This is a genomic window from Alteromonas alvinellae (genome assembly GCF_902705805.1).
The window spans coordinates 37,568-52,969 of the sequence record NZ_CACSIH010000064.1 but is presented as its reverse complement, the minus strand read 5'-3'; the positions used below and the strand labels follow the sequence as shown (position 1 = coordinate 52,969).

The 15,402-nt window shown below is 44.8% G+C and carries 11 protein-coding genes; 8 read left to right on the top strand and 3 right to left on the bottom strand.

The genetic code is table 11. The features are described from left to right. The first annotated feature begins 6 nt into the window (after positions 1 to 6). A complete protein-coding gene (locus ACX5KA_RS04755) occupies positions 7 to 1,905 on the top strand; it encodes a sensor domain-containing diguanylate cyclase (protein ID WP_039219312.1) in 1,899 nt (632 codons plus the stop codon). Next, positions 1,902 to 2,912 (top strand): porphobilinogen synthase, encoded by a 1,011-nt coding sequence (gene hemB / locus ACX5KA_RS04750; protein ID WP_205622711.1) that lies wholly within the window; start codon positions 1,902 to 1,904, stop codon positions 2,910 to 2,912. Before ACX5KA_RS04755 ends, hemB begins: the two co-directional genes overlap by 4 nt. An 86-nt stretch (positions 2,913 to 2,998) precedes the next feature. Here hemB and ACX5KA_RS04745 read toward each other — a convergent pair whose 3' ends face one another. Both ACX5KA_RS04745 and rhlB read right to left on the bottom strand, forming a co-directional pair. Next, positions 2,999 to 4,510: a Ppx/GppA phosphatase family protein gene (locus ACX5KA_RS04745; RefSeq protein WP_039219314.1), complete on the bottom strand. Its 1,512-nt coding sequence runs from the start codon at positions 4,508 to 4,510 to the stop codon at positions 2,999 to 3,001. 35 nt (positions 4,511 to 4,545) lie between these two features. Further along, positions 4,546 to 5,835 carry an ATP-dependent RNA helicase RhlB gene (gene rhlB / locus ACX5KA_RS04740; RefSeq protein ID WP_039219315.1) on the bottom strand — a complete coding sequence of 430 codons (1,290 nt, stop codon included), beginning with the start codon at positions 5,833 to 5,835 and terminating at the stop codon, positions 4,546 to 4,548. A gap of 100 nt (positions 5,836 to 5,935) precedes the next feature. Here rhlB and trxA point away from each other — a divergent pair, with 100 nt between their 5' ends. The 4 genes from trxA to ACX5KA_RS04720 all read left to right on the top strand — a co-directional run bounded on the left by trxA (position 5,936) and on the right by ACX5KA_RS04720 (position 12,181). Further along, complete coding sequence (trxA, locus tag ACX5KA_RS04735) at positions 5,936 to 6,262, top strand: thioredoxin TrxA (protein ID WP_012517074.1); 327 nt, start codon at positions 5,936 to 5,938, stop codon at positions 6,260 to 6,262. Between the two features lie 271 nt (positions 6,263 to 6,533). After that, positions 6,534 to 7,799: a transcription termination factor Rho gene (gene rho, locus ACX5KA_RS04730; protein ID WP_014948094.1), complete on the top strand. Its 1,266-nt coding sequence runs from the start codon at positions 6,534 to 6,536 to the stop codon at positions 7,797 to 7,799. Between the two features lie 229 nt (positions 7,800 to 8,028). Beyond that, entirely contained in the window at positions 8,029 to 9,327 is a 1,299-nt protein-coding gene (locus ACX5KA_RS04725; RefSeq protein WP_039219319.1) for an amidohydrolase, read from the top strand. 22 nt (positions 9,328 to 9,349) lie between these two features. After that, complete coding sequence (locus tag ACX5KA_RS04720; RefSeq protein ID WP_458730537.1) at positions 9,350 to 12,181, top strand: ATP-binding protein; 2,832 nt, start codon at positions 9,350 to 9,352, stop codon at positions 12,179 to 12,181. Here ACX5KA_RS04720 and nhaA read toward each other — a convergent pair. Continuing rightward, entirely contained in the window at positions 12,143 to 13,417 is a 1,275-nt protein-coding gene (nhaA, locus tag ACX5KA_RS04715) for a Na+/H+ antiporter NhaA (protein ID WP_014948097.1), read from the bottom strand. The genes ACX5KA_RS04720 and nhaA overlap by 39 nt on opposite strands. Before the next feature lie 278 nt (positions 13,418 to 13,695). Here nhaA and purE point away from each other — a divergent pair, with 278 nt between their 5' ends. Both purE and ACX5KA_RS04705 read left to right on the top strand, forming a co-directional pair. Continuing rightward, the gene (gene purE / locus ACX5KA_RS04710) at positions 13,696 to 14,190 is read left to right on the top strand and encodes a 5-(carboxyamino)imidazole ribonucleotide mutase (RefSeq protein ID WP_014948098.1); all 495 of its coding nucleotides are present in this window, start codon (positions 13,696 to 13,698) and stop codon (positions 14,188 to 14,190) included. Further along, positions 14,187 to 15,323, top strand: a complete 1,137-nt coding sequence (locus ACX5KA_RS04705) for a 5-(carboxyamino)imidazole ribonucleotide synthase (RefSeq protein WP_171338069.1) — start codon at positions 14,187 to 14,189, stop codon at positions 15,321 to 15,323. The genes purE and ACX5KA_RS04705 overlap by 4 nt, the downstream gene beginning before the upstream one ends. The last annotated feature ends 79 nt before the right edge of the window (positions 15,324 to 15,402 follow it).

Genomic DNA, 15,402 nt, shown 5'->3' with positions numbered 1-15,402 from the left:
GTTTATATGCAGACAAATCTAAAAGCGATGCGCAAGTATGATGCGGGTCTTATTCTCACTACAGTTCTTGCCGCTGTTGCTTTTGTCTTTGTCTTGATGAACTTGTCTCCAGCGACAAGCGTTTCACCTCGTTATTCTCAGTTAAGTTATTTAAAAGAGGTGAACGGAAAAACGTTCGACTTTAATAATATTATACAAACGCCCGCAAATGATTGGTCTCCAATTGCATCTCCAGTCAACTTAGGAATGGATACCGATGTCTATTGGTTTTCGATGATAGTTGAGCCAACACAGAGTAACCAAAGTCGCGCTCTTCTGCACATCGACTATCCATTATTAGATAAACTTGATGTGGCCGTGTATAGCCAAGTGGGCAGTAAACCTATTGTGACTTACTCGAGTGGAGATAAGCAAAGCTTTGAAGATAGGCCCATTACACACGTTAAGCCTTTGTTCCCACTGCCTGCCAGTGCGCAGTCTCAGCGCGTTATTATCAAGATGCAAACATCGGGCACTATTCGCCTTCCTATCCTTATCTGGGAAGAGACTGAGTTTATAGAATACACATCAAGTAGAAACTTAGTACTAGGCATATTTTTCGGTATTTTAATCGCGATGGGAGTGAGCAATGCGTTTTTGACTTTAACCACAAAAAACGTGTCTTTCTTATTTTATGCCGGTTATGTGGTCAACCTCGCACTTACGTTGATGACGCTACACGGCTACGGGTTTTCCTATATTTGGCCTGCAAGTACATGGTTTCAAAGCAAAGCAATTATCGTTTTTGCAAACTGTACCATTATGTTTGCTGCGTTATTTACCCGTAGTCTCTTGCCTATAAGGGAATACAGTGAAAAGCTAGACCGCGTGACCAAAGCGATTAGTTGGGTGTGTGGTTTAAGTATCATTGCAGGTCTTATTCTTCCTTATTGGTTAATGATAAAAGCATTTCTTTTATTGCTAAGCCTCGTGGTTATTTTTACCTTGTCTCTGGGCGTGTGGCTTTCACTTAAAGGAGAGGTGATAGCCCGCTATTTCACAATCGCTTGGGCCTTTCTATTAGTGAGTGGATTAACAGCCAGTCTAGATAATGTAAATATCATCCAGTTACCTATTTCATCCAACAACCTGCTGATTATTGGTGGCACGGTTGAAGCGCTCATATTAGCGCTCATTCTTGCCATTAATTACAGCCACAGTCGTGACGACTTAATCAATGCCCAGCAGTTTGCCCTTGAGCAAGAAAAGCAGGCAAGCTCCGCTAAGGAAAAACTGTTGGAAGTGCAAAAGCGCTACCAAGACGATTTAGAATACAAAGTTCAGGAACGAACACTTGAATTAGAGATAACCCTGCGCGAGCTTTCTGAGGTTAATCAGGAGTTAGAGCGGCTTAATGCGATTGATCCGCTCACAGGCGCGCACAATCGTCGACACTTCGACAAGCGATTACGCTCAGAGGGAAGGCGAAGCCGCCGTGAGCAAACGCCTTTATCGCTGATTATTATTGATGTGGATCACTTTAAGAATATCAACGACGAGTATGGTCACGACGGTGGAGACGCATGTTTAATCCACGTGACAAAGGTTTTTCAAAAACTCATCCATCGCCCAACAGATGACTTGTGTCGAATAGGGGGTGAAGAATTTGCCATTATATTGCCTAATACAGACTTGGATGGCGCGTATCACGTAGCCGAGAGTATTCGACATAGCCTTGAAAACAGCCCTCTTGAATATGAGGGTGAAATCATTAAGCTAACCGCGAGTGCAGGTGTATCTACCACCATTATTGCTGACGAAGAGCACGCGCAGAGTCTATTTAAATTTACTGATGAGTGCCTGTATGAAGCAAAAGCTTCAGGGCGCAACACGGTAATACACAAACATTTACAGGAAAAATTATGATGTCTTCATCTTTCCCTCACCGTCGTATGCGTAGGTTGCGAGCTAAAGATGCGCTAAGAGGGCTTGTTGCAGAGAATAGGCTAACTACGGATGATTTAATCTATCCAGTGTTTGTATTGCCCGGTGAAAATACGCGTGAACCCGTACCTTCTATGCCGGGTGTGGAAAGACTTTCTATCGACTTGCTAGTGCAAGAAACGGCGAAATGGGTAGAGCTGGGCATTAGAACGATAGCGCTTTTCCCTGTAACCCCCATGTCGCTTAAAACGGAATGTGCTAGTGAAGCCTTTAACCCTGAAGGTCTTGCTCAGCAAGCAATGAGAGCGCTTAAAAAGGCATTTCCTGAGGTAATGCTGATGTCTGATATCGCACTAGACCCTTTTACGTCTCACGGTCAAGACGGCCTTTTAGACGAGACTGGTTACGTGATGAACGATGAGACGGTTGAGGTACTAATCAAACAGGCATTATCTCATGCCGAAGCTGGCGCTGATATTGTAGCACCTTCTGACATGATGGATGGACGCATTGGTAGTATCCGAAAAGCACTTGAAGAAGCAGGTCACATCAATACGTGTATTATGGCTTATTCAGCTAAATACGCGTCTGCATACTACGGTCCATTTCGTGATGCCGTCGGCTCCGCTGCAAATATAAAGGGCGGCAACAAGAAAACCTATCAAATGGATCCTTCCAACACCGATGAAGCACTCCACGAAATTGCGCTTGATATAGAAGAGGGCGCTGACATGGTAATGGTGAAGCCAGGTATGCCGTACTTAGATGTTGTGCGTCGTTGTAAAGACGAATTTAAAGTCCCGACATTTGCGTATCAAGTAAGTGGCGAGTACGCCATGCACCAAGCTGCATTTGCGAATGGTTGGTTAAACGAAGAGGCGGTAATATTAGAGTCTTTACTTGCTTTTAAAAGGGCGGGTGCAGATGGAATTCTGACGTACTTTGCGCCTAAAGCGGCTGAGTTACTCGCGAAACAAAATGCCAAGTAACGCGCTTATTATTAACGCGCATTAATCGTCCATAAAAAAACCGTGCTTAGCACGGTTTTTGTTTTTTGAAGTATAAATGTGAGTGTTTACTTACAGACGAGCTCGCAACCAGCTTTGTGTTGAAGCCAGCACTCATTAGCTAGCTCGGCATTAATCAAAGGGTGAGACTTCAGCCAACCTTCTGGAAAAGTAAGCGTCCACTTACTATCGTCGCAGCTTAAAGAAACTTCAGGAATATGCTTGTTCTGACGGCGTAGACATAACACAACTGCAATCCTAAGTATTCGAAGCAATCCTTTGAGCATGGGGCGGTAATCTTCGTGATACTTTTCGAAAATTTGAGTGTTAATGGTTAAGCGATGTTGCGCTACCAAATCGCGAATTGCTGAACGCTGTAATCGAGTAAAGCCAGGTAAATCGATATGACTTAGAATATATTCACCGTGCTCGTGGTGACGTTTATATTCAATATGAAGGCCGATTTCATGAAGCTGTGCAGCAGCACCCAAGATAGTTTCCGTATCTAGGTGACAGATGTTTTGTTGGGCGCAAAGCTGATGGCATAGCCCAAGTGCCACATGGCGAACAGAATTCGCGTGATTTTTGTCGATATGATAACGCTGTTTTGCTTGGTTAAGCGTTTGCTGGCGTCTATCGTTTTCTGTGACATTATCTAACATTCCATAGATAAGCCCTTCACGCAGGGCGCCGCCAGAAATGTTCATGTGCTTAATATTTAGTGCTTCAAACAGGCTGATCAAAATGGCTAAGCCTGAAGGGAAAATAGCTTTTCTATTGTCTTCTAAGCCGTCGATATCGAGTGTTTTAATACTGCCGCACTCAATACATTGCTTTTCAAGGTGATACAGGTAGTCTAAGCGGATAGCGTCGCTGATGCCTTGGGCCACCAAAATTTCGGTAATGGCCTGCGGCGTGCCAGATGCACCTAAACAATTTTCCCAGTCAAAACATAAAAAAGCGTTTGATACATTAGCAATCAGCGAATGTGCTGCTTGCTTAGCATTTTCGAAATTACCTTCAGTTATTTTTCCGCCTGTAAAATAGCGCTCCATGAAAGTCACGCAGCCCATATCCAAACTTTTCAGATGAATCGGTTGCATGTCGTTCCCGATGATGATTTCGGTACTCGCGCCGCCAATATCAATAACTAAGCTATTGCCTTGGTTGGCGGATGTATAAGCTACACCAAGATAAATTTGTCGGGCTTCTTCTTCACCGCTAATCACTTCAAGTTTGTGATTAAGGATCTCTTCTGCTTTACGAATGAAAATATGCGCATTGGTTGCTAGTCGCAACGTAGCGGTAGCAACAATTTTTATGTTAGAGGGAGGGATGTCCTGCAGGCGCTCCGAAAATACCTGCAGGCATTGCCAGCCGCGTTCCATGCTTACGTCATCCAGTGCTAGGTCATCATCTAAACCTGCTGCCAGGCGCACTTTCTGTTTAATTTTCCCTATTATTTGCACACTGCCATTAACAACGTGAACAATCACCATGTGAAAGCTGTTGGAGCCTAAGTCCACGGCGGCGTAATACTCACCGTAAGTTTGTGCGTCGTGCTGGAGTTCTGCCTGCATAAAATCTCGTTTCTAATTAACTACCTTTCGCTTTATTATTGCGTTCTATTGTTTCGGTTTTGGGGCTTTCCTCTGCCTCTACCGTTACCACGGCGTGAAGAATTGCGGTTGTTGGGCGTACGTCTTCTACGTGGTTTTGGAGGCGTTACATCATCAAGGAGGGCGGTGCGGTCGTAATCGGTAACCGGTATTGCCTTTTGGATGTATTGCTCAATAGCAGGTAAGTTTAGTGCGTACTTCTCGCATGCAAAACTAATCGCAACACCACTTTGTCCTGCGCGCCCGGTACGACCGATACGGTGTACATAGTCTTCCGCATCGTCAGGTAAGTCGTAGTTAAATACGTGCGTTACCGCGTCAATGTGAAGACCTCGCGCTGCAACGTCGGTTGCCACCAGAATGTCTAGGTTACCTTTGGTGAAATCTTCTAAGATCCCCAAGCGTTTCTTCTGTGGTACATCGCCACTAAGTAAGCCCACACGATGGCCATCTGCGGTAAGCCAGTCGGTGACTTTTTCACAACTGTTTTTCGTGTTTGCAAACACAATCGCTTTTTCAGGCCATTCTTCTTCAAGTAGTGTAAGAAGTAACAGCATCTTGTCATCATCAGACGGGTAAAATAGCTCTTGAGAAACGCGTGTAGCGGTGGTTTGCTCTGGCGCCACCTGAACGTGGGTTGGATTGTTCATGTGCTCGTAAGCAAGTTCCTGTACGCGGTAGCTTAGCGTCGCTGAAAATAGCATGCTTAAGCGTTCGCTTGCTGGAGGCATACGACGGAATAAAAAGCGGATATCTTTAATAAAGCCCAAATCGAACATTCGGTCGGCTTCATCAAGTACGGCAACCTGAATATTCTTCAGCGTGAACACATTTTGCTTGTAGTAATCAAGAATGCGTCCTGTCGTACCAATTATAATATCTACCCCTTCTTCCAAAGTTTCACGTTGACTTTGGTAACCTTCGCCCCCATAAATCAAACCAAGCGACAATCCAGTATGCTCACTAAGCAATTTGGCGTCGTTATAAATTTGAACGGCTAGCTCTCTGGTCGGCGCCATGATAATTGCGCGAGGGCCATTTGATTTGCTGTTGTCTGCATTTTCTGCTTTGCTTAGCAAATAGTGAAATGTAGCTACCAAAAAAGCAATGGTTTTACCAGTTCCGGTTTGAGCCTGACCTGCAATGTCGTGACCTTCTAATAAAGGAGGCAGTGCAAGTGCTTGAATTGGTGTACAATGTGAAAAATTAGCTGCCGCCAAGGCGTCAACAACCTTGCCGTTAATCGGCAGGTCAGAAAAGTGAGTATCAGTTAAGTGAGTAGGCATAGCTTATAGCTTATCAGTGCTTGCATTAAAAAACAGTTTCTATATAACACTTATGGTCGGGCTGAGACAAATCAGCGACAGACCAATAATGGAGAAAAGAATGAGCGACAAAATTATCCAGTTATCTGACGATAAATTCGAAGCAGATGTTATCAATGCTGAAGGTCCTGTACTGGTTGACTTCTGGGCCGAATGGTGTGGCCCGTGTAAAATGATCGCACCAATCTTGGAAGAAGTTGCGACCGAGTTTGATGGCAAGTTAACAGTTGGCAAGTTGAATGTCGATGAAAATAACGAAACTCCACCTAAATATGGTATTCGTGGTATTCCTACATTGCTACTTTTCAAAAACGGTAACGTTGCAGCAACTAAAGTTGGCGCGCTATCCAAAGCTCAATTAACAGAGTTTCTTAACGAAAATCTTTAATAGCTATAAAACAAAAAACCGGTGCGAATAAAGCACCGGTTTTTATCTAAAACACAGGTACTTGCATTCCATATCAGAAAAGGACGCAATAATTTATTTAACATTTGGGCGGTAAAACGCTGGACGTTGGTTAAATATAGTGCTAACTTTTCTAAAGCGCTCATCCGAGCAGCATTCTGCTTACGCCCATATCCGGGTGATATCAAATCTAAACTAGAACAGAGTGACTTTAAGTCCTGTAAGCGAAGTTCAAGCACAAAGACCCACCAGTATGAATTTAACTGAATTAAAGAACAAACCAATAAGCGAGTTGGTTAACCTGGCCGAGGAAATGGGCCTGGAAAACATGGCGCGCGCCAGAAAACAAGACATCATTTTCTCAATTCTAAAGACTCACGCAAAAAGCGGTGAAGACATCTTTGGTGATGGGGTATTAGAAATTTTACAGGACGGTTTCGGCTTCTTACGCTCAGCTGATTCATCGTATCTCGCAGGACCAGACGATATTTACGTATCGCCAAGCCAAATCCGACGCTTTAACTTGCGTACGGGCGATACGATTGCTGGGAAGATTCGTCCACCAAAAGACAGTGAACGCTACTTTGCCCTGCTAAAAATTCGCGAAGTTAACTTCGACAAGCCTGAAAACTCACGAAATAAAATTCTTTTCGAAAACCTTACACCGCTTCACGCAGCAGATCGCTTGCGCATGGAACGTGGTAATGGCTCAACAGAAGACATTACGGCACGTGTCCTGGATTTAGCGTCGCCAATTGGTAAAGGCCAGCGTGGACTCATTGTAGCACCACCTAAAGCCGGTAAAACGCTTCTTCTTCAGAATATTGCTCAGTCAATTGCTGCTAACCACCCAGATTGTGAGTTAATGGTATTGCTTATTGATGAGCGTCCGGAAGAAGTAACCGAGATGCATCGTCTTGTTCAAGGTGAAGTCGTTGCTTCAACCTTCGATGAGCCAGCAAGTCGTCACGTACAAGTTGCTGAAATGGTTATCGAGAAAGCCAAGCGTCTTGTTGAACACAAAAAAGACGTGGTTATCCTGCTTGACTCGATTACTCGTCTTGCTCGCGCTTACAACACGGTTATCCCATCATCAGGTAAAGTACTTACCGGTGGTGTTGATGCGAATGCTCTTCACAAGCCTAAGCGCTTCTTTGGTGCCGCCCGTAATGTTGAAGAAGGCGGAAGCTTAACGATTATCGCAACAGCGCTTATCGATACCGGCTCTAAAATGGACGAAGTTATCTACGAAGAGTTTAAAGGTACAGGTAACATGGAATTACACCTTAATCGCAAAATCGCGGAAAAACGTGTGTTCCCGGCTATCGACTTCAACCGCTCTGGTACCCGTCGTGAAGAACTGCTTACAGCGCAAGATGAACTACAGAAAATGTGGATCCTTCGCAAAATCGTTCACGAAATGTCAGAAATTGACGCAATGGACTTCCTTATCAGTAAGTTGTCGATGACCAAGACAAACGATGAGTTCTTTGACGCAATGCGTAGACAAAAGAGTTAATAGAAACTTAGTAATAAGTTGATATTTAAGGAAAAGGCGCCACTCGGCGCCTTTTTTATTCCCTGCATCGATAAAGCACTTTTCTTATACTTCCGTCTAATACCCTCAGTCTTGTGAATGGGGTATTTTCGTTTGCTTATTGATTTTTAACAGCAATCGTTAGTTCAATGGTGTGTTCTCCCTTGAGATGATTTACTCTGTCTAAAAAACACCAAAGGAAATAATAGTTATGTACCAGAAATTGCTGTCACTCGCATTTGCAGGGTTGGCCTCTGTGTCAGCTGCTAATGCCGCTCAGATCAATGTTGATGAATTAGCGAATAAAGTCGAGCCTGATGTAATTAAATGGCGTCATCACTTTCATGAATTTCCTGAATTATCGAATCGCGAGTTTAAAACCGCTGAATATGTTGCTGACTACCTTGAAAGCCTAGGTTTAGAAGTGCAGACCGGTGTGGCAAAAACGGGTGTGGTAGCTATTTTAGACTCGGGCAAGCCAGGTCCCGTGGTTGCATTACGTGCAGACATGGATGGACTTCCTGTAAAAGAGCAAAACGATTTGTCCTACCGCTCAAAGCAGATGGGCGAATACAACGGAAAAGAAGTGCCGGTTATGCACGCCTGTGGTCACGATACTCACATGGCAATGCTCATGGGCGCGGCAAAAATTCTTACCGAAATTAAAGGCGACCTGAAAGGTAAAGTGAAGTTTATCTTTCAGCCAGCAGAAGAGGGCGCACCCGCTGGAGAAAAAGGCGGTGCGGAAGTTATGGTTGCTGAAGGTGTACTTAAAAACCCTGATGTAGACGCTATTTTTGGCCTGCATATCAATGCTAACACCGATGTGGGTAAAGTGCGTTATAACGCGGGTGGCACCATGGCCGCGGTAGACCCATTTAAAATTGTTATTCACGGTAAGCAAGCCCACGGCGCTTATCCTTGGAAGAGTGTTGATCCAGTGGTTACCGCTGCGCAAATGATCATGTCAATTCAGACTATAGTAAGTCGTGAGTTGAAATTGATTGACGATGCAGCGGTGGTGTCTATTGGCTCTATTCACGGCGGTAACCGTTCAAACATCATTCCTAATGAAGTAGAAATGGTTGGCACAATCCGTACCCTCAATGAAGCCGCGCGCGATCATATTTACGAGTCGCTTCCGCGTAAAGTAAAGGCTATAGCAGAGAGTATGGGCGCAGAAGCAGAACTTACGCTACCGCTAGATTACTATTACCCCATTACGTACAACGACCCAGAGCTTACAAAAGCCATGCTGCCTACTATGCAGCGTACCGCAGGCGTTGAAAATACGCTGCTTTCTAAACCGGTCACGGGGGCGGAAGACTTTTCATTTTTTCAAGAGAAAATTCCAGGTTTGTATGTTTGGGTAGGCGGCAAGCCATTGGATGTATCTGAAGAAGATAGCCCCGCTCACCATACACCGGAGTTTTATGTTGACGATGAAGGCATGAAGTTAGGTGTGAAGCTTCTCACAAACTTTACTTTAGATTATATGGCTCAACACTAAGCGTATTCGCCGGAGACATGCGTTGAAAATAGGTAGTATTTCATTTTCTTTTACATGGTCTTCGGCTTTTCAAGCGCTATTTGTATGTGCACTTGGCGCAGGGCTAAATGCTTTAAATCCACCTTTTGATAGTTCGGGCATTGCTACCTTTGGCGTGGGCGCTGCGGTGTATGCATCGCTCCGTTTTTCACCTCTTATATCTGTTCCCATTGCCCTTGTAATAAGTCTTCCTATGTGGCTGAGCGAAGGCAGTATTGTAGGGAAAGAAAGCCTGACGTTACTACCAATAGTGCTGAGTTTTTTCGGCTATAACAAATCGCTAAGGCAGGTCATTAAAGTAGGCGCAGGATTTTGGTCTATTGTCTTTTTACCGGTTTTGCTTTTAGAGCACTCTCTTTACGATAGTGACAACGTAAATATGCTGTTCTCAGGTGTTTTAGTGACTTGGGTGAGTGGTGTATTAGGGCTTGTTACCGGCCATTTTGCGTACTTGGCTATATATGGCCTCAAGCGGCAAACCTCGAACAAATCGGAACGTATTACGCTTCATTTTCTTTTAGGATACTTCTTTTCGGGTTGCTTCTTCGTTGCGTCTATGGCCGTCATTTATCTATCAGTCAGCTTGTTTCAACATCAGCAAGAGCAACAAATCCATAGCTACATGAAGCAGCGGGTGAAAGTGCTTGAATTTCAGCTTTCAACCTTTATACGCCATCATCAAAATGCCATTATCAGTACAGCGCAAGTTCTTTCAAATTCTGCATCGAAAAATAGCTTAGAAACAACGGCCGGTGCTAATTTACAAATTGTTGCGTCGCACAACCCTGAGTTTTTAACCTTTCTAGTAGCAGATGAAAGCGGCGACATCACACACGCTTATCCGTCAAGTATGCTAGAAAAGGCGAGAAAAAATGGCTTACCTAACGTGTCTTATCGTCCTTATTTTTACGAAGTCATGCAGTCAGGCACGCCATTCTTGTCCAATGTTTTTCAAGGCAGAGGTTTCGGCAACGACCCAATTGTCGCGATATCTGCGCCAATCTTAGATAGGGACGGAGTGCCCAAAGGTATTGTAGAAGGTTCACTATCTTTAAAAAGTTTTAACGCAATTGATGACCTGAGCCTTGGTGGATTTTTGATGCTGATAGAAGATCAAAAAGGTGAGGTGATCTACGCATCTGATGCGCTAGCGATGAAACCGCTGACCAAAGCGCCGTTTTACTCGTGTGAACCCAATTGTGGCGTCGAAGTTGAAGAAGTTAATAACGGTTCCGGTTCCCAAGGTAGAAAGTGGCTAAGGTTCACCGAAAGCCTTTCTTTTGCCAATTGGAAGGTTAGCTATTACTTCGATAAGCGGCTTTTACACGCCTCAATGAGCAGTTACTTGCTAAAAGACCTCCTGTTGTTGTTGGCTTTATCTGCCTTTGGGACATTCACGGGGTATGTGGTGGCCAAAATGGTAGGTGCGCCTATTCGCCGACTTGTCCGTTACATTGCTGAGTTCGATCCTAATCAAAAAAATGGAAATAAAGCTCCGCAAAGAGCTTTGCACATCCAAGAGCTTTCGTCGCTAAGCGATGAGTTTATGGGCTTGGAAGCTCGCTTACTTGGTGCGTTTGACGAACTTAAAAAAGCGAAGGAAGTAGAGCAAGAATTAAATAAAGAACTTAATGAGTTGAACCAGTCTTTAGAGCAGCGCATAGAGGAAAAAACCGAGCATTTAGCGCTAGCTCTGAAAGAGGCCGAAGCTGCAAACGTGGCCAAAACTCAGTTTCTTGCCAATATGAGTCATGAGATAAGAACGCCAATGAACGGTATCGTTGGCTCATGTGATTTAATGCTAGACAATGCTTTGCCTGAGCATGTCGCAGTGAGGGCAAAAACTATCTCTCGCTCAGCGACGAATCTACTGATTATTTTGGATAGCATTCTAGATTGGTCTAAAATCGAATCTGGGAAGATGCTCTGTGACATTCAGCGTTGCGACATCCGTGAATTATTAACGGCATCCTGTGAGCTATATCGCCACACTGCGCAAATAAAAGGCTATGATGTTACGCTTCGTATTAGCAGCGATGTGCCAGAAGTCTTGAACATTGATGCTGGTAAAGTAGCTCAAGTACTTAATAATTTACTAAGCAACGCCATAAAATTTACCAATGAAGGTGAGGTATCGGTTAACGTGAGTTATGCCCATCAAGGGTTGAAAGTTTCAGTCCTTGATACTGGTATCGGAATTGCGCCCGACAAATTGCACCTTATTTTCGAGAAATTCGAGCAAGCAGATGCATCGACTACGCGCCACTATGGGGGAACCGGTTTGGGGCTGGCCATCTCAAAAGGGCTGATCGAATTACTTGGCGGTGAACTCTACGTTGAAAGCGAGTTAGATGTAGGAACTAGCTTCACTTTTCATATTCCAGCCACAATCTGTTGGGGCGGCATTCAACAGCAGCGTGAAGCGCCTCCATCCTTACCTAGTGCAATTCGTGTACTACTTGCAGAAGACAATGACATAAACGCAGACATCGTTATAGAAATGCTTAAGTCAGAGAATATCAAGTGCATTCGAACTAAGAATGGGCTAGACGCGGTGGCCGCAGAAAAAAAACACGACTTTGATGTGATTTTAATGGATTGCCAAATGCCCATCATGGACGGGCATACTGCATCAAGGCTTATTCGCGAAGAAGGCAGAAATAAAGACAAGGTTAAAATTATTGCCTTAACCGCCAATGCGTTTATCGAAGACAAAAATGCCTGCTTAGAAGCAGGCATGAATGCGCATTTAAGTAAGCCTATTCGCAAGCAGGTTCTATTTGACTGTATTGCCAGTGAACTTGCTCGCGTTTGAGGCTACATCAGTGTTATCGCTCGGCGCTTCGCTAACGAATCGCAGTACAATATATCCTAAGCACGCCGAGACAAGAGAGCCGGTTAAAATGCCCACACGCTCGTCAAAAATTTGATTGATGCCTGTCTGTGCAAAGGCCAGTCCCCCAATGAATAAGCTCATTGTAAAGCCAACACCGCAAAGTAGCGCACAGCCATAGATATGCTTGAAGTTAAGATCCTCTGGTAACTTAGCCAGCTTTAACTTCACCATTAAGTAGCAAAAACCGAATACGCCAATTTGTTTACCCACAACCAAGCCAAGAAAGATCCCAAAGGTAACAGGATGGAAAATACCCTCCGGACTGATGTTACCAAAACTTATGCCGGCGTTAGCGAAGGCGAATAAAGGTAGGATCGCGAAACTCACCGAGCCATTCAAACCGTGCTCTAGTCGCGTTACCGGAGAATAAGATTCGTCTTTCTCATCCCGCATAGGAATAAAGCCAGCAAGTACGACACCTGCCAGTGTGGCGTGAACGCCTGACTTCAACATGGCTACCCACAGAATGATTCCCACAAAAACATAAGGCGGAATATCTACCACATTGCGTTTATTCATTTGCCACAACAGCAATAAACAACCTGCAGCAATATACAGCGCACCCGCGGTAATGTGCTCGGTGTAAAACAGGGCAATAATTACGATAGCACCGATATCGTCAATAATAGCCAGGGTGACTAAGAAAACTTTCAGGCTCGTAGGTACTCGACTACCTAGTAGCGCCAAAATACCTAACGCAAACGCGATGTCAGTAGCGGCGGGAATTGCCCACCCTGCAATGGCTACGGGGTTGTCCCAGTTGATGCCTACATATATCAAGGCGGGTAGTGCCATACCACCAACAGCACCCGCTGCGGGTAAAATAATATCTTTAGGATTGGCCAATTCACCTTCGCAGATTTCCCGCTTCAGTTCCAGACCCACGTGAAAAAAGAACACCGCCATTAACCCGTCGTTAATCCACAGCAATAATGGCTTATCGATAGCCCACGTACCGGCTGATATTTGTACCGGCATACTGATTAAATGATCGTAAAGCGTATCTAGGGGAGAATTAGCAATAATGAGCGCAAGAATCGTTGCACCCATTAACAATATGCCGGGAGCGGCTTCGCGATTTAAGAAGTCAGAGACCACGTCTTGTACTTCTTCTATCACCTCATCAAGTACGTCGGGTTCGTGTTTATCTGTCATCAATAACCTCTAACGCCCGTTCATGGTCAACGTCGCAAAATGTGGAAATAAAAGCGTTCGTTAATCCGTGTAGTCAGGCAACTTTTCTACATAAATTAATTATAGTTAATACGACTGACAGCGAAGAGATAGATCACCCTTATAAGAGAGTAGCCTCAACAACCCTTAAGCGAGTGGCGCTATAATTGACGCCATTTACGGTGGGATTTTGAACGGTTTTACGCTACAATCGCGGCCTTTCCAAGGTTGTCCACTTTACCTACCCCGAGGATCTCTAGATGGCAAAAGTCGCGATTGTAATGGGTTCAACTTCAGACTGGCCTACTATGCAGCAGGCCGCAAAAATGCTGAAGTCGTTTGGTGTTGAATTTGAAGCGAAGGTGGTGTCGGCGCACCGTACACCCAACTTGCTAGTAGAGTTTGCAGAAAGCGCTGCAGATGAAGGTTTTAGCGCAATCATTGCTGGCGCAGGCGGCGCAGCTCACTTACCGGGTATGATTGCTGCACACACGCATTTACCTGTGTTTGGCTGCCCGGTTAAATCAAAGGCGCTCAATGGATTAGACTCACTGCTTTCTATCGTTCAAATGCCGAAAGGTGTTGCGGTAGGTACACTGGCAATAGGTGAGGCTGGTGCAGCAAATGCGGGTCTTCTCGCGGCACAAGTTGTTGCGCTGCAAGACGAAAGCGTACGCAATGCCGTTATCGCTTTTAGAAAATCGCAAACTGATACGGTACTTGCTTCAAGCAATACGTTGGAGCTAGATGAATGAGAGTAGTCGTTTACGGCGCAGGCCAACTTGCTCAAATGATGTACCTGGCGGGAAGCCCGTTAGGTATTGACGTTCAAGCTGTGGACGTAAACAACGATACCGTTGTACATCCAGTTAGCAAAACCCCTCTTGAAATCTCACTTGCTCAAGCACTAGAAGGTGCAGATGCTCTTACCGTAGAATTTGAGCATGTACCTGAAAGGCTTCTTGAAGACGCGGCGAAAACAAACAAGTTGATGCCAAATATTGACAGCATTCTTGTTGGCGCCGATCGCGTACGTGAGAAAAAGCTGCTTGAAAGCATGCAGGTGGCAAATTGTGAGCACCAAATAGTTACCGACCTTGCCCAGTTAGACGATTGCGTAAAGCAGTTGGGTAGCAAACTTATTCTTAAGGCTAGCCGTGATGGCTATGACGGATATGGTCAATGGCGTCTAAGTGATGAGTCTGATTTACCTGAACTAAAAAATGCCCTTCAGGGATTGGATTTGCAGACCGTGCCTTTAGTGGTCGAAAAAATGGTGGCTTTCGACAGAGAGTTGTCATTAATCGGAGTACGCAATGCTAATGGCGACGTACGCACCTATCCACTTGCTGAAAATTTGCATCACCAAGGTCAGCTTCACGTATCGGTTGCACCAGCGACTAATGTTGACGACGCACTTCAAGATCAGGCTCACGATATCTTCGTGAAACTGGCTGAAGGCATGAACTACGTAGGAGTGCTGGCTGTTGAGCTGTTCCAAGTAGGCGACAAGCTGCTTGTTAATGAACTGGCTCCCCGCGTGCACAACTCTGGTCACTGGAGTCAATCAGGCGCGGTAACCAGTCAGTTTGAAAATCACTTACGCGCAGTATGTGGATTGCCCCTTGGCGACACCTCCGCTATTGGCCCAAGTGCAATGGTCAACATCATTGGTTGCAGTAGCTTCTCAAGAGATTTGCTAAGCATTGATGGTAGCCATCTTCACTGGTACGGAAAATCTGTGCGTGAAAAGCGTAAGATGGGACACATTAACGTCACCACTAATTCTTATGAAAACTTAGGTGAAAAGCTCATGGCTTTGAGTAAATATTTACCACTTGAGTACTTCCCAAAATTAGTTGGTGAAGCAACGCGATTAAAAGGTTGACACCCACGCGTTTATCGCTAGAATACGCATCCGCTGTCTAGGCAGCGGTTTTTAAAGTGTGCCGACTTAGCTCAGTTGG

Coding starts and splice junctions, on each gene's coding strand:
- ACX5KA_RS04755 (WP_039219312.1), top strand. CDS start 7: ATGCAGACAAATCTAAAAGCGATGCGCAAGTATGATGCGGGTCTTATT.
- hemB (WP_205622711.1), top strand. CDS start 1,902: ATGATGTCTTCATCTTTCCCTCACCGTCGTATGCGTAGGTTGCGAGCT.
- ACX5KA_RS04745 (WP_039219314.1), bottom strand. CDS start 4,510: ATGCAGGCAGAACTCCAGCACGACGCACAAACTTACGGTGAGTATTAC.
- rhlB (WP_039219315.1), bottom strand. CDS start 5,835: ATGCCTACTCACTTAACTGATACTCACTTTTCTGACCTGCCGATTAAC.
- trxA (WP_012517074.1), top strand. CDS start 5,936: ATGAGCGACAAAATTATCCAGTTATCTGACGATAAATTCGAAGCAGAT.
- rho (WP_014948094.1), top strand. CDS start 6,534: ATGAATTTAACTGAATTAAAGAACAAACCAATAAGCGAGTTGGTTAAC.
- ACX5KA_RS04725 (WP_039219319.1), top strand. CDS start 8,029: ATGTACCAGAAATTGCTGTCACTCGCATTTGCAGGGTTGGCCTCTGTG.
- nhaA (WP_014948097.1), bottom strand. CDS start 13,417: ATGACAGATAAACACGAACCCGACGTACTTGATGAGGTGATAGAAGAA.
- purE (WP_014948098.1), top strand. CDS start 13,696: ATGGCAAAAGTCGCGATTGTAATGGGTTCAACTTCAGACTGGCCTACT.
- ACX5KA_RS04705 (WP_171338069.1), top strand. CDS start 14,187: ATGAGAGTAGTCGTTTACGGCGCAGGCCAACTTGCTCAAATGATGTAC.